Raw genomic sequence first — 23,793 nt, 5'->3', positions numbered from 1 at the left:
TAGGCTAGTCGCCCATGACTTCTACTGAATGACAATAACGGAGAACAGAACGGCATAAACATGCTGTGTGTCTGTCATCCATCGCTATAATATAAGCGAAGAACGCATATCGATTATAAACCCGCTAAACGATATGCCTATCCCCTATGTCGACCGTATGAGGCCAATGAGACGATGAGCCTGATATGCAGTTGTATTTAGCGTGCGCACTTTTTGATTCAAATCATAACCAAGCATCATGTCTTTCGGCCTCCCTTCATTAATGTTAAGTCTTATATTAAAGGGACTGAAATTCATGTGTCAACCCTTTTCTTGGAAAATGAGACTTGGCGTGTGTTTCATATGTACACAAAAACAGGAGGCTGTCCTGAGACAGCCTCCTGTTTTGCAGCTAATAATAATGTAGTTAGCGTAACATGGTTATTACACTCCTGCTTGTTTTTCCAACTCTTCAACCGGATTTTCATCTTCTTTTTCAGGAACTTTGGAAGACAGGAACCAACCACATACCGCGATAGTGATCAGGACAATATAGAATCCGAATTTCCAAATTTTATTTTCCGGGAAATGCTCATCCAGAACACCCAATGAAGGGTGTGCAAGTGTAATAACTGCCAGTTTAACCCCTACCCAACCTACGATCACAAAAGCCGCAACTTCAAGCCCTGGACGGGAATGAAGCAATTTTACAAAGTATGAGGCTGCAAAACGCATGATCACAAGCCCGATGAATCCACCGAGGAAGATAACGATAAACTGTCCACCGTCAAGTCCTCCAATTGCAGGCAATCCACTTGGTGGCAACGCCACGGCCAACGCAACAGCTGCCAGAATAGAATCGACTGCAAAAGCGATATCCGCTACTTCAACCTTGAACACGGTCATCCAGAAACCGGATTGTTTTTTTGGTTTCTTAGGCGTTGAATCAGCTGCTTCATCTGTCTTATTGCGACTACCCAATACCTTTTTAACGATGTGGTTAATCGAAATGTACAGGAGATACAGGGCACCAATCGCTTGTACCTGCCATACATCGACGAGGAAAGAGATCAGGAATAACGAACCTAATCGGAAAATAAAAGCACCCATCAGACCATAGAACAACGCCTTTTTGCGCTTTTCTTCAGGTAAATGTTTAACCATAATTGCGAGTACTAATGCATTATCCGCTGCAAGTAATCCTTCAAGAACAACTAAGACAGCCAGCACCCACCCATATTCTAATAACAATGAAACTTCCAACATTGACTCCTCCTTAATAACCTTATGATGTACAAAAAAAAGGACCTTTACCATCGCTGGTAAGGTCCTTTTATATCCACAAAAAGAGACCTTTACCGAGCATGAAAACTTGGTAAAGGTCTCGCTAACAACAAATTTGCTGCCAATAAAGCCGGGGATATAATCCCGAATTGACGACTTTACTGTAAAAGCTACTCCCCTTTAACAGGAATATGTAGTTTTAGTTGGAACGGGTTGTTTAACCTGTACTCATCATATTTCATAATATTAAATAAAGTCAAGCTTTATTTAGTTGACGGTACAGCTTACGGAATACGACAATATCGTAGATCATATTCCCCAGTGGAATGAAAGAAACGAAGAACAGAGTAATCGGACGGCGTAGACGCCACTTCTGTGAGGTGTACAGACTCACCATAAATAACAAGTACATTAAAAACAAAAAACCGTACAAGTTTCCAGCCCACGTGACAGCCTGCGGCATAACCCCGGCGTCTCTCAACGGAAAAGCAACAAACAATAACAACACGTACGAAATCCCCTGCAACCACAACATCAGCCGGAAGCGCCCCAGCATAGAATGTAACATTATTTTCCTCCTGCTTCTATACATGTAACGAATTCAATTGTTCCCGTACAGTATATCACAAAAGCCCAACATCTCCGCTTCATTCCATGCAGCAGATTATTCCTGCACGCTCATATGGGTTGTTCATTTACCTTTTTGCAGGAGCCAAATGCCTCAGCTTCTCATAAGATATATGACGAAGATTGTTACAGATGTCGGACAAGGAGGAGCCTTTTAATGAAAATTGCTATGGTTGCACCCGAAAAATTACCTTTGCCAGGCAACGGTTCCGTGGAAATCTGTATACTGGGGATCGCTCGTGAACTTGCACACCGCCATCAGGTGACCATTATAAGTCGTCAAATGGAAGGGCTCGCCACCACAGAACAGATCGATGGGATCACCATCCAACGTGTTCCTGCATCGAGTCCTGACAGGTATACCAAAGCAGTCATACGTCTGTTATCCAAACAACCTTTCGATGTAATTCAAGTCGATAACAGACCACGAAGTATGGCGACCATCAAACGAGCATTTCCACGAACTCCCGTTGTACTCTATCTTCACTCGTTAACGTTTGCCCAGCCCGGACCTGCCAGACTCACATTGATGAAAAAGGCGGATTGGATTGCCGTTAACAGCCACTCCCTGAAACAAAGGCTAGGTCGCAGATTTCCGTTGGTGAAACGCCGGATGAGTGTTGTACCCTTGGGTGCAGATCTAAGCCGGTTCAGGCCTGTTGAATCCAGCGAAGAACAGGTTCATCTGCGTACACAATTTGGAATAACTAAACCGTTCTCCATTCTGTATGTCGGCAGGCTTATCCCTGGAAAAGGTGTAGACGTATTAATTCGTGCCACAGCCATCCTTCAGGGACAGATGCCTGTTCAACTGGTTGTTGCAGGCAAAGGACCTCCCTATTACATGCGTAAACTTCGCGAACTTGCCCATAAGCTAAAAGTCCATGTTTCCTTCCGTGGTCAGATAAACCATGAGCATATCGATCAGTTGTATCGGGCTGTCGATTGTCTGGTCTGTCCATCTCAAGAACATGAAGCTTTTGGCCTGGTTAATGTGGAGGCGATGGCTTCAGGCTTACCCGTCATTGCTTCTGATAACGGAGGTATTCGTGAGATTATTGAATCAGGTATCAATGGATACCTTGTCACCTCTTATCAACATCCCCAACGTTTTGCCTCTTGTCTGTACAAACTTGCAAGTAATCCCACTTTTGCCGAGATGTTAGGGAAGGCTGGCCGAGACAATGCAAGGGCATATTTTAGTTGGGCCAGAACAGCCATACATCTGGAAGCCACCTATACCAGGCTCATCCGTCAATGAGCCTTTTTCTCGTCATAATGATCATTGGGACAAAATGAAAAAGATATCAGAACATCAAGCTTTTTCGCGAAATTGCCATCCCTTAATCAAAGAATCCATATGTGGAACAGGAATGTGGCTCATCTCAATCAACTCCATAATAACCATATCTCTCATCATGAATCGTACTTTGGCACATGTTAGTTGATGAAATACATCGTAGAATGCCGTTCCGGTCCAACATCCATGCGGTACGACAAGTGGATCATTAACGATATATCCTACGGCCCCAATCGGTGGAATAACAACCTTAATCGCTTGATGATCCAAGCGATTATCTGGATCTTTGACGAGATACACGGTATCTCCTACATGTAAAGCTTGCACGCCATGGAAATGGTTCATCCCATACATAGCTGCGAATAATTTGGTGCTCATATTACCTGCTCCTTTTCCGGTATTTCTCCATGATTAAAATTTTAACAAAGGTATATCGGTTTCATAATGTTCCAACCACTCGACAAGTTGCCTGCGTATCTCTATACGAAACTCAGGAGGTTCAAGTACCTCTGCCTCGGGCCCAAATTGATACAGCCATTTCAAAAATTCTCGGCTGCTATTCAGTGTCACTTCAAATAACAAGCCCCCATCCGACATATTCGTCATTCGCGGGCGAACAAACATTTCTTCTTCCTTTATGTAGGGGGCCACTTTCTCAGAAAATCTTACCTTGAAATGGATATGTTCGTCACCACGGTCAATAGACCATGTATTCTTCATGTACTGGGTTATGTTGAAATCACCCTTGTCGAAACCAGCATTAGTTCGTGTCACATCCAAAAAACGGCTGATTCGAAACAATCGAACTTTTTGCAGCAAATGACAATATCCAATCAAATAAAAACGTTGATCACGTGGAATGAGATAATAAGGATCGATATCGCGTACTGTGATCTCATTTCTTGTCAGCGTATGATATTGAGTACGAATGGTTTGCTGGCTTAGAATAGCTTCGATGATGGGAATCAGCAAATTAGGGTCTTTTCCTTCTTCACGATAAGCTGGCGTGCCCATACGAATAATTCCCGCAATATTCTCTACAATGTCACTGTTTCTTGATTTTAATTTGGTATGAGCTGACATGACCTTGTCAAAAGCTGAATCGAACTCAGCAGGTAACTTGGAGGTATCAACTACAGACGGAAGCATGGAGAAGACCATGGCTTCCTGTTCAGTAAAATCTAATGGATACATCGCAAACTCACCAATAAATCGGTAACCCTTGCCGTATCCTTCATTCATAATCGGGGCCACCCTATCCAAAATCCGGAGATCACGATAAATCGTGCGTACAGTCGTACCGCATTTCAGCGCCAACTCCTTGGCCGAAATTCCAGGATTTGCTTGTATAGCCTGAAGTATACGCAGCAGACGAATTAATTTCTCTGTCATGTAGTTTCTCCCCTTCGATATTTTATCGGCAAGGAAAACTAGTTCCTTTAGTACAGAACTAAATCTTTAGTCCCAATGTTATTTTCGCAATTTCACCGTTTTTGTATAGTCCAATTGCACTCTTACCCCCTATTAATATACATTCTCTTACTTGCTTGCGTAAAATATTAACCCAAAATCCTTTAAACCTAAGCCTGAAAGCCTATACAATTTTCTAAAAATAATACAAAAAAAGCCCTGATCTCAACGAGGAGACAAGGCTTTACTTGGAATTACTGGTTATGTAACTTTAATAATTGATCCATCACATTTGCCATATACTCACAGAGTTCAGCAATATCCCCCATCTGGTCTTCAGTCACAGTGCGATCAAAATAAACGTGAGCCGTGACGTTATATGTTATTGGCTGTTCATCAAAGATATATCGGATGTTCTGGGATATCCTCTGCTCAGGCCAGCTCTTCTGTAATAGTTGAAGAATAGCCGGACACTTCTTCTCAGGCTCCTTCACAACCATACCAAACCGCAGTTCCAAACGGCAGCCTGGATGCGCACCAGGCGTCTCCAGTATCTCCGCTGCAAGTTCCTCCAGGGAACTGCTTAATAGAACCTCTCCTGTTACTTCCGGGCGATCTCTGAGACAGAATTGTAATGTGAACTCTCTGGACATCACAGCCATCTCCAGCCGATCTTTGCGCCCCGTTATCTGAATACGTTCATCCAGGTTATCCATATCATAGAGATAGTTCTCAAACCCGATTTTCAAATTGTCATACACCGTTGGATCAAACATTGCATTAAACCTACTTTCTCGTCCTTTAACATGTATTGTAGTACATTCTCATTCTTCATGCGACTAGCAACAATCTCTTGTCCTGGAAATAATAAAAAGCCCAGTCCTAGGACTGGGCTCAGGCTAAGCATAGGATCTGATGAGATCCTTGAGCTTGGCTTATTCTTCTGCAGCTTTTTCTTCAGTTGCTGGTTCAGCTTCCTCAGCAGAAGCCGTTGGTTCTTCCTCAGCTGCTTGTGGCGGCATAACGGAAGCGATGATGGATTCAGGTGATGTAATCAGTGTCAGACCTTTATCCAGTTTGATATCCGCAGCAGTCAAGCGATCACCAATATCTAATCCGCTCACATCAACCTCAATCGAAGTTGGCAGATCCGCCGGCAACCCCTCTACTTCCAATTGTGTTTCTTGTGTTTGGAATACACCACCGGCTTTTGAACCGGCTGCTGTACCCTGGAAGTCGATCGATACACTTACGCTGATTGGTTTGTTCTTGGAGATTTGCAAAAAGTCTACGTGCAGCAAACGTCCGTTACGCTCTTGCTGATCCTTGATCAGTACGGGAATCGTTTTACCACCCTCAACATTCAGGTTGAACATTTCGGAGCGGCCTGTGCGTGCCACTCTCAGCATTTCCTTTTCATCTACATGTATGGAGGCACCTTCTTGTCCCGGGCCGTAAACGACAGCCGGAACTCGTCCACCTTGTCTTAACAGGCGCAATGCTGCACCTTTCTTTTCAGTTCTTGGCGTTGCTGTAAGTTGAGCCATTTTTCCGTTGGATTTCATGATTGAACATCCTCCTTCAAGGGATCACTACATTATATTTGTTGGAAAGCGCTAAGGCTTCTCTCGTAGACCATAATGGTCTTTTTTTCTCTGGCCGAATCGTGGGCCATATCTATATTTACCCCAATGATTAAGGATCTAAAACACGATACAGGACATTTCTTTATTTTATGGCAAGCGAGACTTCATATATTTAAACCAAAAAAGCAGTCGGAATCTCTTCCAACTGCTGGTTTATCAAGGTTTTGACGAACTACGTTCGGCATTATCAATAAAGAAACTATGCGCTATCACGATCCTCCGTTTTTTCGCTTTCGCGAATGATCTGCATCTCGTCTGATCCGCTACGGACAATAATGTGCACGTCCCCATCTTCAGGTACAATGTCCACGTAACGGTCTCCGCACGTATCTTTGGCTTCCCATTCGTTCAATCGAATGATCAATCCCAGGTGATGCAGACCCGGAGCAACGCGGAAGCGGGCTTCGGCGGCATTACCGACTTGTTCCAAACTTACTGCACCGTCTTCCATACCTGTGCCCCACACCCAAACATCCCAACCTTCATATTGCTGGTCATCCCGTTCATATCGAAGCGTGACGGTTCGCGAAATCTGTTTATGAATCGTCACGGCAAGAGATGCCCTTATTCCTCCAGCTTCAGCAATAATACGGGTTACTCCAGATGTTATCGCACGGACGACTCCTGCTGCACTCACCGCTGCAAATTCTGGATGAGAAGAGCTCCAGCGTATATGCGAATCCTGAAGCGGCTGACCAAATTGATCCAGAACCAAGGCACGGAAGCGACTGATTCGAGTCATGTACATGACGGGTTCGCCCACAATTTCGATTCGCTCAGCATGACGATAATCCACTTGTAACATACAATTTGCCATTATAATTCCACAGTGCACTGTAATCGAAGCTTCCCCTCGTTCCAGTGCATGGATTGTTCCATCAATCTCGATTTGAATAATATCCGGATCAGAAGAAGTCCAGTTAACCGGGGCTTTCTCTACCACATTGCCAATGCTGTCCCGTACGATCGCTCGCAGTCGGGTCGTCTCCTTTGGACTATATACCTGGCGAGGAAAACTAATCTCCACTGTTGACGGTTCAGCGCCTCCAGCATGCTCTGTGTCATACAGTACCATTAATGACCATCGTTCTACCTGAACAGTACCACGAACAGTCTCGATCAGGTCTGTACCTGCCTGATGATCATTGACAACGACATGCCAGTCCCCTTCCCCCAAGTCCACATGCTGCTCATGTTCCGTTCCGTTATAGATGACCATAATCTGATTCCAGGTGTCCTGATTCGCACCATCCTGAAGTATAAAGGCAACGACATTGCCATCCGCACGAATTACACGAAGATGATTTCGTACCTGTTCAGCATCAATCATACGAAATGCGGGATGTGTTCGCCGCAAATGAATAAGACCACGATAATAATCGAATACCGGTCTGAACCGGGATTTGTTGGCCCATGTGATGGCATTCACCGCATCCCCGCTCCGATAACTGTTATGATCACCGGCTTTGGACCTGAGCATCTCATCTCCTGAATGCAGAAACGGAATTCCCTGAGAAGTAAGCAGAATGCCAGAGGACAATAACGAGCGACGCACCATCTCATGATCCAAAACATCATCTGCGTCCACATACCGATAAGGATCTGCTGCTTTTACAGCGGACTCAGCACTCCCGCCACCCACGGGCTGTCCGTCCTTCCATGCGGGAAATCCTAATTCATGTCTAAGGTTCATTGTTGTTGCTATTTTATCCCATAGATTGAGATTGTCATGGGCAGTTACATAATTGACAACTTCAACAGGTGAAGATGTGAAATCATCCAGAGCTCCGGCTAGTCCTCTGAGAATCTCATATTCTTGTCCTCCGGCACCCGTGACAAATCCTCTGCCGCTGCCATCACTATCCCCCTTGATTGCGCTGCGAAAGTGATCATTAAATACAGCAAATCCTTGACCTCGCTGGGTTCCTTTTAATGTTTTGCGGTCCAAGGGTGAATCTCCACCCGTCCAAGGTTCCCCATAGATCAGAAATGCCGGATCGATCTGCTCCCGCAATTCGCGTGTCAATTCATTCATCGTTTCCGTATCAATCAAGGCCATAAGGTCAAATCGAAAACCGTCCACATGATATTCTTCTGCCCAGTAACGGAGAGAATCCAGAATGTATTTTCGCACCATTGGATGTTCTGTCGCCAATTCATTGCCTACACCAGAACCATCACTAAGGGTTCCATCCTCCCGATAACGATAGTAATAGCCCGGTACAATCCGTTCAAAAGGTCCTTCTTCCACGCTATACGTATGATTATAGACAACATCAAGTACAACGCGAATGCCTTGCCTGTGCAGCGATTGTACGAGTGATTTGAACTCCCGAATTCGAACTGCCGGATCACAAGGGTCGGTAGCGTAGGAACCTTCGGGAACATTATAATGTTGCGGATCATATCCCCAGTTGTATGGTGCTCTGACATTCGAACCAACGTCTGCCGTAGCGAGTTCATTCACGGTCTGATAATCCGCCACAGGCAAAAGATGTACATGAGTGACTCCCAATTCAGCAAGATGGTCTACGCCAATACTATTGCCGGCCTGATCTGTCAGTCCGGATGCTGTAAATGCCAGATATTTTCCCTTATACGGAATATCTGCATGTGGGTCTGAGGAGAAATCACGGACATGCAACTCATATAACACAGCATCGATAGGACGCAGGAAAGCAGGTTTGACATCCAGATCCCAATCGACCGGGTTGGTGGTCTCAGGATCGATAATTGCTGTTCTTTGCCCATTAGCCGTTACCGCTCTGGCGTAAGGATCAACAACGACTTCAGTCCGCTGATCATTATGGATGATTCGGTACATATAATAATATCCTGCCCAATCGCCTGAAAGCTCCAAAGTCCATATTCCGTCCGCATCGCGAGTCAAGGAATGTTCCCGTCCACCCTCATGCTCTTGCACCTTGCCATCCTCGTTGTATTGCCCTTCTTCCTCAAAAACCAATATAATAACCTGTTGTACCGTAGGTGCCCACAATTTAAAGGTACTTGCAGCACGAGTATATGTTAAGCCAAGATCGTTGCCTTCGTAACGAAAAGAAGTCCATTCCGGCATCGTTCCCACCGCCTTTATATCCATTGTTTTCGTGTTGTCCCGATGTTACGGAGTGGGACGTGATTTGTCAACCCGGGGTTGTCTGTACTCATCATATCGGTTCAATTTGTGTATTCAATTAGCAATCGCTTTCAAAATATAGATATGAAAATGAGCGCTATAGATTGACAGCATTTGTACCTGTCCCGACAAAAAAGTTTGAAAATATACACGAATAATTTGAAGGATGTCATTTGCTTTCCAAGCAAAGCTATACTTAGCTAGGCATTGAACTTGCGGATGCTCTAGTACTTCCGAGTATAACAAACTCCTGTTTATGGTCGAGCCATCGCTCTTTGACTCGACAAAAAATCGCCCTTCCGATTGGAAGAGCGACTCATTTTCATTTTTCACCCAATATGCAGGACAATTGGACATGTCCTTGCAAGCACTCTCCCTTTTACTTGCACACTACATTCTCTTGCTTGGGGATTAGGGTCGATCAGGAATTCGAATTGGAATACATCACCGTTATGGATAGCCCGTTCACATGTACCTGTTCGTCCTGTACGGTGCGTATCGTATCCACGCCTGCTTGTCCTCTCTCTACAATCACATTCCATGTCCCTGTGGGAACAGAGATATCGCGGTTTTCTTTTGCCGCATTATAGATGACAACAATGCGTTCCCAAGGGTCGCTGGCTGCTGTACCGTTCAGTTCATACGCCAGCAGTCCATTACCTTTTTCGATTAGACGAATATGCTTCTCAATATCTTCCCGTGTACGAAGCCGAAATACTGGATGCTCCCGCCGAAGAAGAATTAACCCACGATAATAGTCAAACACGGGCTTGAACAGCTGCTTTTGCTCCCAATGTATGGCATTGACCACGTCCCCACTCTGGTGGCTGTTGGCATCTCCATATTTGCTGCGAAGCAGCTCGTCTCCAGCGGCGATCAGGGGAACCCCCTGGGAGGTTAGAACAATACCGTTGGCAAGCAGACAACGCCTAACGGTCTCATTCTCCAAAATGTGCTCCGGATCAATCTGCAGGTAAGGCTTTGCCTTCTCCACAGCCTCTTCCACACTTTCGCAACCGCGAATACGACCATCCTCATCATAGGTGAGAAAATTCAAAGCATCGTGGAGCCCTTGTGTACGTGCGACTTTGTCCCATAGGTTAAGATTATCATGCACCGTTACATAGTTAATCGTCTCAGACGGACCGTCCGCAAAATCCTGAATGGCTCCCCGGACGCCAGTCCACAATTCGTCTTCTTTCCCGTCCGCCCCCGTCGCAAATCCCGTACCCATTCCATCACTGTCTCCCTTGATCACTCCGCGAAAATTATCGTTAAACACAGCAAAACCCGCCCCGCGCTGCGTTCCTTTCAGGGTCATATCATCTTCAAGTGGCGTATCCAGTGCGCCCCATGGTTCACCATATAACAATATGGAAGGTGACACTTCGGTATGCAATTCCGCTGCAAGCTGTTTCATCGTAGTAGTGTCGATCAGGCCCATCAGATCAAATCGAAAACCGTCCACATGGTACTCCTCTGCCCAGTAACGGACCGAGTCGATGATAAACTTGCGTACCATGGTGCGTTCAGTAGCCACCTCATTGCCTGTACCTGAACCATTGCTATAGGTTCCATCAGCGTTTTGACGATAATAGTACCCTGGAACAAGTTTTTCAAAAGAGCTGCCTGCCGTATCAAACGTATGATTATATACCACATCCATAATGACACCTATTCCTTTGTTATGGAGGGCAAGCACCAATGATTTGAATTCACGAATTCGTGTCTCCGGGTTGTCTGCACGTGATGCATAGGAACCTTCCGGGACATTGTAATGGAGCGGATCATATCCCCAATTATAGTTGGAGCCATCCGTCGTATCACTATCTACGCTGGATTCGTCCACCGTCGCAAAATCAAATACGGGTAGCAAATGCACATGGGTAATCCCGAGTTCAGCCAGATGATCGATCCCTAGTGTGTTGCCCTCCGAATCACGCAGACCTGTCTCGGTAAAAGCCAAGTATTTGCCTTTATTCGTTATACCCGATGAGGGGTGAATGGAAAAATCACGTACATGTAGTTCATACAGGACTGCATCTACAGGACTGGTCAATTCCGGGCGAATATCCTCACTCCATCCCTGCGGATCTGTCTCCTCAAGTCTAACAATTACGCCCATTTCTCCATTCATGGTCACTGCTCGTGCGTAGGGATCTACAGCATGAGGTGAATGTCCATCTTCAAAAGTAGGCTTGTACATGTAACGATAGCTATTTAAATCGCCCTCCAGTTCCAGAACCCATATGCCTTGCTCTTTCTTCTGCATCGGTAATGCCTGCTGTTTCCGTTGATTCGGCTCTTCCTCCGGGGTCCCTCCTGTCAAAGGTGGATACAAAAGTAGTTCCATCTGGACGGCTAACGGTGACCAGACTTTGAAGCGACAGGCTTGTGCTTCTAAGGTGACACCTAAATCTCTACCTTTGTATGTATCATCTGGAACCATTACTTCCTGCTTATCTTCTTCAATCATGTGTATTGTTCCCCTCTCGTTGAGAAAATTGATGAGTTTTATGAGTTTATAAATATGGATGATACGAGTGCTCTTTAGTCTTTATACCCGTTCTGCTGCCCAACCATAATCCTAATTACACAAAAGAAGACAAACGTCATGTAGATTCACATCACGTCTGCCTTCTTGAAGTGTTAAAATGCTCTCTTTAATGCGGTACCTGGGATTGGAAATCATTACGACTGGATTGATCGGCATGGTACAGAACCACGTCCCCATCATGCATCGGCCAGCTTCTTCCCTGTCCATCTATCGGGCTGTTATCAAAACCTTCCATTTGCCATTGATTCATCAACGGTGCATGAATATATTGCAGATGTGGTGCTTTTGTATTGCCGCTGCGCAATGTTTCGATATCGAAGTTAACTACAATGTAACCGTCCCTCAGAAATACCTTTGACTTGTCATCCAACTGGTTTTGTCTGGCAAGGGTTTCGAGATCGGTTCCTTTGGGCGCTGCATATACATCGGCTGGCAAGCTATACTCCCCATACCAGCGCTGAATCGCTGCATTCGCCCGATCCACATTAACACTGGCGGGAATATCTGTTTTTGGGCCAATGAGTGTACGGATCTGTGAAGGAAGAATCATCCAGTCATAACGGCCTACCCATGTTTTATGATGAGAGGTCTGATCCACGAAACGAACCATATGTTCCGCCATTGAAACCTGATTGCGTTCCTCCTCCGACAGTTCATAAGTATACTGGTAGCGCGCTGTATCACCTAACTCCGTACCAGGTACGTTCCGTAACCGTGAGTTCAGCACAACAAAGCGTTTCTCTAGATCCTGTGCCGATCCGATACGAATAAGTCGTTCCTGTCCCCGATGATAGTATAAATCCACCTCTTGCAGGCTGGTGCCATCTTTACTCACAAAAGAGAACGTTGGCGTGATTCGGATACCATCCTGTTTCCCAAACATATTGCCCTTGGTTTTCAGATCAAACTTAAAATGGTAACCCGTCTTCACCGCTGCATTTCGGAAACCTTGTACCGGATGGCTTCCGGGACGAATAGGCAGAACATAGGGAGCCAAATTACCTCGAGGATCTCCGTCGATACTGTTTCCTCCGGTCCAGTAGCTCACACCCGTTGGTTCCGGGCTGCCCATCCGTTTACGGAACACATTCTCCCAGTTGTAGTCTGAAATATCGGTGATGTGAAAATCATACAATCGTCCGATAACCTCTACAGCAACGGTATCTGCTGCGACATGATGGGTCAGATTTGTGTTGGCATCCTGTTGTTCTGTAAAGTTTGCAGGTGAATTCTCGGCAATATTACGAAACTCAATATGGTAATTTCCTTCATCTACCCATACAGGAAGATAAAAAGGGGTGTCCAACTGATTTACCGGAATATCCACCCAAGTCAGAGCCGGGATAAACTGGCTTCTGGCAGCGTTATACACATCGAATGGAAAACGAACCTGTTTGATCCGGAAATATTTCGCATAATCACGGTTCCCATAACCAGGGTAACTCGCAGCGTCCAGGTGCTGCCCAGAAGTTGGGATTCGTACAATAAATGGACGCTCTAGGATAAGTGCAGCTCTGGTCGGATCAGGCGTAGTCTTCTGATTATGCGGCTGATCATCTGATACCCAGGCATAGTTCACAACTGGAGTATGTACCGTTACCGAGTTGATGCCCAGAATGGGGAACTTCTGATCTTGCCCTCCGTTAACATTGCCAGGGAGCAATCCATACGTAATCTCACCCGTGGTCGGCTGGTTAGCTTTGTTCATCAATGTGTTCTTGATCGTCAGTCGGTTCTGGTATAGAACAAGATCCCCAATCATGCCAGGCTGGGGGAGAGTTCCCGGTTGCGGAGCTGATTTTGCTACTGGAGCGGGGTCCATAATCGTCGTCCCATTAAAGGTTACCTTGTCGTTATTCACAGTGTTCTCTCTAACCTTCGCTTCAGCTTCAGATTGAAACAATGACGTCTCATCCGGCGTAGGCGGTTCATCCGAACCACCCGGAACCCCTCGGATGCCAAGATCAATTTCTTGACATGGCGCAGGTTTAACATGATTGGTGACCGCAGTATCCATAACCGATTGCAAAGTTGGTGGTGTATATGCATTGGGCGTCAGGGTCACGGTATCACCATAACCACCTAACGCATAGTTAGATACCTTTGCCTCATTTAACTTGTATACCTCCAGGTTATCGATCTGCCAATAGCTATATGTCCTTGTTACTTGCATGGTTTTATCCCCAGGCACATCAAGTTCTCTGGGCTCCGGAGGTGTTCCTGGATCCCCCTCACCACTAGACGCTCTTCCAGGGATCGTCCAGGTTTTATGATAAACCCTTTTCACATTAACGGTGTAAGTCACCGTTCCTGTCATGTTTACCCAACGGTGCTGAAACAGATATTCCTTCGCCAAGACATTGGCATAGAGATCTTCCGAAGTCGGAATACCACGGGTAACATCGAACTTCTCAGATCCCTGATCGTCCGCCTTCAACACACCACGAACAGACGGGTCCATAACCGATGCTTCGATAACCGTGCCTCTACTAGGTGGGCTGATGGTCACAGGGCAAGCATTCACAGGATCGCCCCCCGGATCACCATCATTACCACCTTCTCCATTATTCGTGCAGTCCTTCACCTCAAGCACCTGAGTCCCTTGTTCATCCAGTTGCTGAGCAGAATCAAGAAAATGGGCTTTAATGGTAGTGCTACCCACGATCCCTTTTGTCGTGATTTTGCCATCAGCACCGATCGTTGCCACAGTGGGATTCGAACTCTGCCACGTCAATTTGGGATGAGCTGTCAATTTATGAACAGTGCGGTCCGGTTTGGTTAGAACGGCTTCTGCCTGTAAAGGTGTCGTATTGGCTTTACAAGCATTCGGCAGATTCACAACGAGTCCTGGCTCAGACGTGACTGTTATAGTGGCAGTATCCGAGATTAGATATGTACCATTGTTCCAGATCGCACGCACAGTGACCGTGCCTGGACTCTCAGCTTTTAACATCCCTGTTTTGAGCTCTATACTCGCAATTGTCTCGTCAGAAGAAAACCATTTGATCTCCGTTTCCCTTCGGGATACGTCGATGCCCTCACCGAAAGCTGTCGCACCATAACCTTTCGTCTTCACCTTGGCTTCCATCTGCTGAGTTTGACCTAAGGTAAGGGTTTTATTTGGAGTTACATCAATTTCTTTTTCTTCTTCCAAATCACCTTCCCAGATGATATCCATGGGTGTAAAATAAGAAGCATTGTATTTAGGACAGCCCGCAGTTGTTTGCCCACCATTTGCGAAAGGGCTCTTCTCAGTTGGTATATGGTACCCTCCAGTAATTGTTCTTATTGCAACAATTGTTGAAGGAAAAGGTGGGGTAGGGTCTCCCACACCAGTATATGAATCTTGATCTGCTCTCCCCTGATAATTAACATCATGGATTCGGACATTAAAGATACTTGAGACTTCTACTCGTCTGGAATTATAATCAGGCCAGTTTTCTGCAGGCCATCTACTGAAATCTACACTATCTGGAACTTCTGTAGCAGCAGGAAATGGACTGGAGCAACTCCCTGCATTATTCGCGTAAGTTGGTCCCCCAGCATGGTCAGCTCTAAATTGTCCGCTATCCACTTGGTACCAATATACCCCTGGCCTCCCTACAGTAGGAGTGGCTAATATTGTAACCTTTCGAGGGTTTTTCATAGATTTAGGTCCATACTCATCTGTAGCAGCATGAACAATGTTCATAGGTAAGTACAATAATAATATTTGTGAAATAAATATACTCACTAAAATAATAGCAAAAAAATAATTAAGCTTTTTCATTACAACTTGCTCACCATCCTGATAAGGCTACCTTTGAATTTTAAATTCTCCTTCTGTATCTGATTTCAGAAAATAAGACCACGATTTATTCCTTAAAGTCGATGTAGTCCAAAATCTTTTCTGTAATCCTTTTTTTATAAGTTCTCCTGAGTCCATAGGAATTGTCACATTACTCTGTTTCTTAGCTAAATCTAAATCAAGACGATTAAATTGTATTAACGAATCCGAAAGACCTTGGTTAAATGTAATTAAATTCGAGGTTTCTAAGTTAGATGTAAATGAAACATCTGCAAAAGTCCTATAGGAGCCACTAGCGTACTTATCCGGAAGAAAGAGCTTCGCGTAAATACCCTTCGGCTTATTTTGAGTAGCATCTACAACGATAAAACGATGAATTTTTAATATACCCGATTTATTGCTTAAATTGATATTTCCTTTCGATAAATCAGATATCATGACCGAACCTGAACTATATTCATAATTACTAATCGTCGTTAAATTCGTACCCGTCGTGCCAACCTCTCTCATTTCATTCAGGTCACTATACTTCCCGGCATCCGTGCCCTCTACATCCATATAACGTAGCAAAATAGCCGATACTTCTGCACGAGTGGTAGAATCGGCGGGTTTTAATGTGCCATCCTGGAATCCACCGACAATGCCTGTCCCACGAACAAGGGCAAGATAAGGAATCTGCTCGCTACGAATGGTGCCACGGTTCACTTCCGGTGTAGGAAGCAGCGTATTTTTCGTATCGTTAAAAGCATCTTGGAAGCTGCTGCCGGACTTGATCAGTCCATTGGCAATCCACTTCATCATCTCGTAACGCGTCAGCTCCGCATTTGGATTGAACCCTTTGGCATAATCACCCGCGTTAATGAATCCTTGTCCAACAAGTTGGCTAACCGCAGCTTCAGACCAATGTCCCTTGAGATCTGCAAAGGGATTCTGCTCCTCAACCTTCTCCAGTCCAGTCGCGCGGGCGAGAATTGTCGCATATTCCCCACGCGTGATTTTACCGTTGGGACGAAATGTTCCGTCCTGATAACCAGAGATCAGATTTTTTTCATAAGCTTTGGCAATAGTGGCTTGAGCCCAATGCCCCTTGATATCCTTGAACTTGCTAAGGGCGGTGCCACTCGTTCCCGATTCAGCATTCGCTGTTGACATAAAATGTACAGGGCTAATCGGTAATAGTGTGGCTGCCAATACAGCTGTCGTTACCAACCCTACGATCCAAACATTCCGTTTTTTCTTCTTCTCATGACCTTCAATTCGTTTCTTCAATCTACTCACGCTCCTATGTACCTTAGTATGGGGATGCTTTACTTGGTCAACCTAGTCACTTCTCTTCATAACCAAAACCTAAATTTGCCATAATAATCAATATTCTACCATGTCTATCTAGGCTATTGGTATTATTTTTCGTTCGTCCCCATCACTTCAAGGCGTGCAACACTCCTTCTACAGACCCACTTCATTCGTTTAAAACACAAAAAAGGCCATGAATCCGCAGATTCATAGCCTTATGCTTTAAGGGTGTGGTCTTTTCGTATGCTATTGGAAAAATAAACTCACTCATAGAATAAACCATATCATTCCATTTGATCAACCTTTTTTTTATTTCACACAGCTTTATTTTCCGTTCAATTCCTTATAAGATGCTTCCAATTCCGTAATCAATTGATCACCACCGGCTTTTCTCCAGCTTGCGATTTCCTGCTCCCAACCAGCATCATCGATTTTACCCATAATGTACTTCGTCTGTGCATCCCAGATCATCTGATCCAGCTCCTGACCACGCTCGGTATAAATCGCCGAAGATAATGTAAGGGCCGGATTGGCGATGGCGTACTGCTCATTCTCACGCGCCATCTTTGTACCTTTCATACCAATCGGAACATCGACCAGTTCAGCTACGTTATAACCTTCAATGCTTAACAAATTATCCCGATACGGCTTCACTTCACGCTGATAAGCGTCAAAATCCTTGAGTTCGGTTTTCCCATCAGCCGTCTTGGTATAGTGCACATCGAGCAACCCGCGGAGCTGCAACGTGCTCAGTTCCTCATCCATCAACTGATCCAGGAACGTAAGAACCTGCTTCAACTGCTCCTCATCCGTAACGGATGCTTTCGGAATGACCAGCATTCCGTAGTTCCCAGGCTCTCCGGCGATGCGAATACCATCGGGTCCCTGGAACGGAGCTACATCAATCTCTCCATCCGGAGCATTTGGCGTAAGTCGTTGCTGAGAAGATTTTCCGTTCTGAGCCACACCGTTCAGCTTCATACCAACGAGGCCCGAATCCATTTTTTTGTCTGCATCAGAAGGGTCCAGGGCAGGGAAATCACTGTTGATCAGTCCCTCGCTAAACAGACGCTTGAAGAGCTTCATCGTATCCACATATTCGGTGGTCAAGAACTCCGGTGTCAGTTTCCCGGCATCGTCCACTCCCCATTTATTAACGCCACCGATACTTACAGCGATCCTCGTCAGTGGGGAAGAAACACCCTCATTATACTTTTTGAATAATAATGCACCGTACGTATCTTCCTTACCATTCCCGTCCGGGTCATCCTTCCGAATAGCTCGCATCACTTCATACCACTCATCCAAAGTTTTCGGTATATCCAGCTTCAATGTATCAAACCAATCCTTGCGATATACGATCGCAGTCCGTCCAATATCCCGGAAGTTCGGAATACCGTAGACCTTGCCTTCAATTTTGATATTGTTAAAATAAGCCTCGGATTGGGCAGATAGGTTTTTATAATCCTTCAAATATGGCCCCAGTTCCCAGAACAATCCCGTTTTGGCGGCATTAAACGTTGTCGGTACATAATTCACACGCATGATGGTCGGCATCTCGCCTGAAGCAACCATCACGTTCACTTTATCATCAAAAGCAGACTGCGGAATCCACTGCACATTGACATCCGTATTGGTATATTCCTCAATCTTCTTTTCAATCCCGTTCTCCTTGGCCGGTATATCACCTACCTGCATTAATGAGATGGAAATGGGAAGTTTACCTTCCCCTGCAGCAGGCGCTTTTTCTCCCCCGCAACCTGCAAGTAGTCCAGCGGACATTGCACCAATTACAACGATTCCACCTAAACGGGACATTGGACCTTTTGGACTCATGAACCATCTCTCCTTTTGGATAAGGTTATGTACACAGACCACTCCGATGACAGAACAACCTTCAGATCGCTGTTATCCCCAGATTTTTTTGATTCCCTTTTACAAAGGGGAAAATCCGGGGATAAAGGCGAACGCTTCGCTTCCTCAGATTATTTCTGCCCTCTCCGTTCTCATGTACATGTTAGTTGGACTTGTAAAGTTCAATCTCCACTCCCGCCAAAATGAACGGAGCAACCGACTTCGGATCATTAATCCGAACGGACTCGGTCACATAATACTCATAGGACCCATCACGATACGGGCTTCCTCCAAGACCGGCTCCGCCATTACACTGCGTCAAGGACAGCACGCCTTCACGATCCGTTTGCAGCAGATGCTGCAACAGACCCTGATATCCTTTTTCCGCAACCGCTTTGAACTTGCCACTTAGATACCCTTTACGCACACCCTTGGCCAATGCATAGACAAACATGGAGGTGCCCGAAGCCTCCAGATAGTTCCGCTCTCGTCCCGGCTGATCCAGCAAATGTGGCCATAGTCCGGTCTGTTGGTCCTGCACATGCACCAGGGCGTTTGCTACGCGTTCGAAGATACCCACGATCTGCCCTCGCTGCGGATGATCTACCGGCAGATAATCTAATGTATCTACAACCGCCATCACATACCAGCCCATCGCCCGACTCCAGACATGTGGGGAACAGCCCGTTTCTCCCGAACTCCAACGCTGTTCTTTGCTCTCATCCCAGGCATGGTACAAGAGACCGCTACGCGGATCACGTGTACGTTGCTCCACCAGCAAAAGCTGTAGAGCCGCCTTGTCAAACCACTTCTCTTCCCCCGTCATTGCGCCATACTGGGTGAGATACGGAGTAGCCATGTACAATCCATCCAGCCACATTTGGAAAGGGTAAATCTTTTTGTGCCAGAACCCGCCTTCACTCGTATGTGGCTGTCCCTTGAGCTGAGTCATAAGCCACTCCGCAGCTTTGCGGTACTTCTCTTCCCCCGTTTTCTCGTGCAACAGAAACAGTGATTTCCCCTGATTGATCTGATCCAGATTATATTCCTCGATCGTATAGGAGCGAATCGAGCCATCTTCCTGAACAAAATGATCCATGAGCTCACGGATGTAGTCAAAATACTTTTGTTCCCCCGTGTACGTATACAGCTCCTCCAGCGCTTTCAGTAAGCAGCCGTTCTCATAATGCCAAGTAGAGTACAGCTCATGGTTGCGATAACTCTCCATGAATTGCTGTGCCATGCGCACCGATGTGAGTTGAAGTGTTTCCTTCATGATCAAGCCTCCGCTTCCGGCTCTTTATTGAGCCTGTTTTTTGTAATCTTCGGCATATTCCTCACGAATCTTGTTTCCGCCAGCATTGCCCCAATTCTCGATTTCCTTTTCCCAGCCACTTAGATCGATCTTGCCCATAATGTATTTGGTTTGTGCATCGGCAATCACCTGATCCAGATCCGCCCCGCGGTCACCATATGTTGGAGAATATAGCGTTAGCGCAGGGTTTGGCACAGCGTGCTCTGCCAGTTCCTTGGCAAGTGCCGTACCTTTTTCGCCCAGTTCGGTATCCTTCAATTTCGGTACGTTATACCCTTCGACATAAGGAAGGTTGTCACGGTAAGGCTTCACTTCACGCTGGAATGCATCGAAGTCACTCATCTCTACCTGATCTTCGCCCACTTTGGTGTAATGTTTGTCTTCCATACCACGCATCAACAGGGTAGCCATCTCAGGGTCCATCAGTTTATCCAGGAAAGAGAGCAGGTTCTTGAGTTCTTCTTCCGATGTCACAGTCGATTTAGGGAATGCCAGAATTCCCGAGTTACCCGTCTGTCCTGCAACACGATCTCCGTTTGGTCCAAGCAAACCAGCGATGTCTACCACACCATCCGGATTGTTTTTGGACAGACGCTCTTGCTGACTTTTTCCGTTCTGAGCAACACCAACACGGATACCCACAACACCGGAATCATACTTTTTCTCCGCTTCCGTAGAGTCGAATACGGCAAAGTCTTGATTTAGCAGTTTCTCATCATACAACCGTTTCAGCAGATCCAGCACCTGCATATATTCCGGTGTCATGAATTCAGGCGTGAAGCTGCCATCCTCTTCGACCTTCCACTTGTTAGGTGCACCAAAACTTACGCCAAGGCGCGTCGTGAAGGAATATTGGTCCTCATTATATTTTTTGAAAAGCATCAATCCAAACGTATTATCCTGTCCATCTCCATCCGGATCGGAAGTAGCCAGTGTTTTAATCGTTTCATACCATTCATCCGGTGTGGTTGGCACCTTCAGATTCAGCTTCTCGAACCAGTCCTTGCGATAGATCACCGTAGCCCGCGCAATATCCGAGAAAACTGGAACCCCGTAGATTTTCCCCTCTACCTTGATGTTGTCAAAAAAACGCTCGTTCTGAGCCGACAGATTTTTATAGTCTTTCAGCAAAGGCCCCACTTCCCAGAACACGTCATTACGCATCGCGCTGGTCACGGTCGGGTTATACTGCACCTTCACAATTTTTGGCATATCGCTTGAAGCGATCATCACGTTAATTTTGTCATTATAAGCTGAAGCCGGAATCCACTGGATATCCAGTTTGGTATTGGTATACGCTTCAATCTTTTGCTGAACTTCATTGCCTTTGCTTGGCACATCACCCACCTGTGCAATGGCTATGGATACATTTTGTACGCCGCCCTCGGCAGCCTGACCCTCGTCTGATCCGCATCCTGCCAGCAACCCTGTCACCAGTGCCAGTGTGCTCAAGACAGCTACGGCTTTCTTTTTTGTTGCTTTCATAACATGAAAACCTCCCTTTTTTATGCAGTAAAATTGCCATATTGACCTGACTTTGAACCCTGTGACAACTCAACCTTTCACCGAACCCAGCATTACTCCTTTGGCAAAGTGCTTTTGCAGGAATGGATACACCAGCATGATCGGGATCGTGGAGAATACGATAACGGCCATGCGAATGGTCAGCGGCTGGATCTCGGTCTCTTCAATACTTGTGTCTCCGATTCGGCTCTGTGCAAGGATGACAATCTCACGTAGCCAGACTTGCACAGGCCACTTCTCACTATCGTTGATATAGATAACAGCGCTGAAAAAACTGTTCCAGTGGGCCACCGCGTAAAAGAGTGAAAAGGTTGCCATGGCTGGCATGGATAACGGCAGTACAATCCGAAACAATACGCTGACATCGTTACATCCATCAATTTTGGCTGCATCCTCCAGTTCGTCGGGAATGGCCTGGAAGAAGTTTTTCAGTACGATCAAGTTAAAAGCACTAATAGCAGTAGGCAGCATCAGCGACCACAACGTATCCGTCAGGTGCAAGGATTTCACGACAAAATAGGTTGGAATCATCCCGCCACTGAAGAGCATTGTGAACAATACACCGAGCAAAATGGGCTGACGTCCACGCAAGTATCTTCTGGAAAGCGGGTACGCCATAAGTGACGTAAACAGCAGGTTAATGAAGGTACCAATCACCGTAATATAGACCGATACACCCAGACTGCGAATCAACGTATCTGTAGAGAAAATGTAACGGTACGCAGCCAGAGAGAACTCTTTTGGAAAAAGAATGAATCCTCCCTTAGCCACTTCATGTGGACTGGTAAATGAGACGGCCAAAATATAAATGAAAGGGATGACCGTCACGATTCCAATCAACAGCAGCAAGCCATGATTCACAAAATCAAAGATCCGGTTGCCCCACGTTTTATCCTGTTGCATCTTAATGTTCACTCCTGTCTGGTGAAGAACGCCTATACCCAAAGGTTAGTAGACGCCTTCCTCCCCGAATTTTTTGGCCAGCGTATTGGCACCAAGGACAAGCGCCAGCCCAACGACCGATTTGAACAACCCGACAGCAGCACTATAACTGTACTGTGCCTGGGTAAGACCCTTCGTGTACACGTAGGTATCAAATACCTCGCCCACATCCCGGTTCGTTGGAGTCAGCATCAGGAAGATCTGTTCAAAGCCAGTATCCAGGAAATTGCCCAGACGCAGAATGAGCAAAATGACGATTGTACTGCGAATGGCCGGCAAAGTAATGTGCCAGGTTTGGCGCCACCGATTGGCGCCATCAATCCGGGCAGCCTCATAGAGCTGTGTATCAACACCGGAAAGTGCTGCAAGGAAGATAATTGTGCCCCAACCGACTTCTTTCCAGATGGACTGTCCGACAATCATGGTTCGGAACCAACCTGGTTCAAGCAGGAACGCCACTTTTTGTCCAGTCAGGTTATAGAGTAATTCATTAATCGCACCACCCTCAGTTGTGAACAGCATGTAGAATACACCGACAACAACAACCCAGGAAACAAAGTGTGGAACATAAACAAGAGTCTGTACAAATCGTTTGAACCGTTCACGGCGAACCTCATTCATCATAAGTGCCAGTACAATCGGCAGTGGGAAAAAGAACACAATGTTATAAATGGCAAGCAAAAACGTATTTCGAAACAATGTCCAGAACTGTGGTTCCCCGAAGAAACGCTGGAAATGTTTGAACCCTACCCAGTCACTTCCCAAGATGCCCTTGTAAGGCGTGTAATCCTGAAAAGCCATCGTAATGCCATACATGGGTATGTATTTGAAGATAACAAAGTAAAGCACACCCGGTATTAACATGATATAGAGCCACCGGTTTTTGATAATGTCCCTCCACAGCAGGTTTTTGTCACTGCGGGTAGCGGGCCGTGTTCGAGCCGCCGTTTCGGCTTTCATATTGTCTTCCTCCCCACATTGGAAACGATTACAAAATATCACTTCCTGAATTCATGTCTTCATTGTGGAGGATAAACGAATGACTGGCTATCATCTCCTTTTAGCCTTTTGTTTTTCCTTATGTAGCAAGGGTTTAGCTCAATTTCCTCATAGAATCTAACGACGCAATGAACTGCTTT

16 protein-coding genes are annotated in these 23,793 nt (G+C 45.8%); 1 reads left to right on the top strand and 15 read right to left on the bottom strand.

Annotated elements, in window-relative coordinates; all coding sequences use genetic code 11:
- Positions 1 to 423 precede the first annotated feature (423 nt).
- Positions 424 to 1,242: a TerC family protein gene (locus MHH93_RS13630; protein WP_500054712.1), complete on the bottom strand. Its 819-nt coding sequence runs from the start codon at positions 1,240 to 1,242 to the stop codon at positions 424 to 426.
- Between the two features lie 277 nt (positions 1,243 to 1,519).
- The gene (locus tag MHH93_RS13625; protein ID WP_500054448.1) at positions 1,520 to 1,831 is read right to left on the bottom strand and encodes a DUF3817 domain-containing protein; all 312 of its coding nucleotides are present in this window, start codon (positions 1,829 to 1,831) and stop codon (positions 1,520 to 1,522) included.
- Between the two features lie 216 nt (positions 1,832 to 2,047).
- On the opposite strand from MHH93_RS13625, the gene MHH93_RS13620 reads away from it, so the two are divergent.
- Positions 2,048 to 3,151: a glycosyltransferase family 4 protein gene (locus tag MHH93_RS13620; protein ID WP_500054447.1), complete on the top strand. Its 1,104-nt coding sequence runs from the start codon at positions 2,048 to 2,050 to the stop codon at positions 3,149 to 3,151.
- A 54-nt stretch (positions 3,152 to 3,205) separates the two neighbouring features.
- Here MHH93_RS13620 and MHH93_RS13615 read toward each other — a convergent pair whose 3' ends face one another.
- The 13 genes from MHH93_RS13615 to MHH93_RS13555 form a co-directional block, all read right to left on the bottom strand.
- Positions 3,206 to 3,568 (bottom strand): HIRAN domain-containing protein, encoded by a 363-nt coding sequence (locus tag MHH93_RS13615; protein WP_500054446.1) that lies wholly within the window; start codon positions 3,566 to 3,568, stop codon positions 3,206 to 3,208.
- A gap of 33 nt (positions 3,569 to 3,601) precedes the next feature.
- Complete coding sequence (locus MHH93_RS13610; protein WP_500054445.1) at positions 3,602 to 4,582, bottom strand: helix-turn-helix transcriptional regulator; 981 nt, start codon at positions 4,580 to 4,582, stop codon at positions 3,602 to 3,604.
- A gap of 272 nt (positions 4,583 to 4,854) precedes the next feature.
- Positions 4,855 to 5,376, bottom strand: coding sequence for a hypothetical protein (locus MHH93_RS13605; RefSeq protein ID WP_500054444.1), 522 nt, complete (start codon positions 5,374 to 5,376; stop codon positions 4,855 to 4,857).
- 159 nt (positions 5,377 to 5,535) lie between these two features.
- Positions 5,536 to 6,165 carry a 50S ribosomal protein L25 gene (locus MHH93_RS13600; RefSeq protein WP_500054443.1) on the bottom strand — a complete coding sequence of 210 codons (630 nt, stop codon included), beginning with the start codon at positions 6,163 to 6,165 and terminating at the stop codon, positions 5,536 to 5,538.
- 280 nt (positions 6,166 to 6,445) lie between these two features.
- Entirely contained in the window at positions 6,446 to 9,322 is a 2,877-nt protein-coding gene (pulA, locus tag MHH93_RS13595) for a type I pullulanase (protein ID WP_500054442.1), read from the bottom strand.
- Between the two features lie 481 nt (positions 9,323 to 9,803).
- The gene (gene pulA / locus MHH93_RS13590; protein ID WP_500054441.1) at positions 9,804 to 11,858 is read right to left on the bottom strand and encodes a type I pullulanase; all 2,055 of its coding nucleotides are present in this window, start codon (positions 11,856 to 11,858) and stop codon (positions 9,804 to 9,806) included.
- Positions 11,859 to 12,045: 187 nt separating this feature from the next.
- On the bottom strand, positions 12,046 to 15,630 hold the full coding sequence (locus MHH93_RS13585; RefSeq protein WP_500054440.1) for a DUF5704 domain-containing protein: 3,585 nt from the start codon (positions 15,628 to 15,630) through the stop codon (positions 12,046 to 12,048).
- Between the two features lie 105 nt (positions 15,631 to 15,735).
- On the bottom strand, positions 15,736 to 16,995 hold the full coding sequence (locus tag MHH93_RS13580; protein ID WP_500054439.1) for an S-layer homology domain-containing protein: 1,260 nt from the start codon (positions 16,993 to 16,995) through the stop codon (positions 15,736 to 15,738).
- A 348-nt stretch (positions 16,996 to 17,343) separates the two neighbouring features.
- On the bottom strand, positions 17,344 to 18,855 hold the full coding sequence (locus MHH93_RS13575) for an extracellular solute-binding protein (protein ID WP_500054438.1): 1,512 nt from the start codon (positions 18,853 to 18,855) through the stop codon (positions 17,344 to 17,346).
- Positions 18,856 to 19,036: 181 nt separating this feature from the next.
- Positions 19,037 to 20,149: a glycoside hydrolase family 88/105 protein gene (locus tag MHH93_RS13570; RefSeq protein ID WP_500054437.1), complete on the bottom strand. Its 1,113-nt coding sequence runs from the start codon at positions 20,147 to 20,149 to the stop codon at positions 19,037 to 19,039.
- Between the two features lie 24 nt (positions 20,150 to 20,173).
- Complete coding sequence (locus MHH93_RS13565; protein WP_500054436.1) at positions 20,174 to 21,673, bottom strand: extracellular solute-binding protein; 1,500 nt, start codon at positions 21,671 to 21,673, stop codon at positions 20,174 to 20,176.
- 69 nt (positions 21,674 to 21,742) lie between these two features.
- Positions 21,743 to 22,615, bottom strand: a complete 873-nt coding sequence (locus MHH93_RS13560) for a carbohydrate ABC transporter permease (protein WP_062835838.1) — start codon at positions 22,613 to 22,615, stop codon at positions 21,743 to 21,745.
- Between the two features lie 45 nt (positions 22,616 to 22,660).
- A complete protein-coding gene (locus MHH93_RS13555; RefSeq protein WP_017686861.1) occupies positions 22,661 to 23,614 on the bottom strand; it encodes an ABC transporter permease in 954 nt (317 codons plus the stop codon).
- Positions 23,615 to 23,793 lie beyond the last annotated feature (179 nt).

This window comes from Priestia sp. FSL H7-0729 (assembly GCF_038005685.1).
In the GTDB taxonomy this organism is placed as follows: domain Bacteria; phylum Bacillota; class Bacilli; order Paenibacillales; family Paenibacillaceae; genus Paenibacillus.
This window is presented reverse-complemented; position numbering and strand designations above follow the sequence as displayed.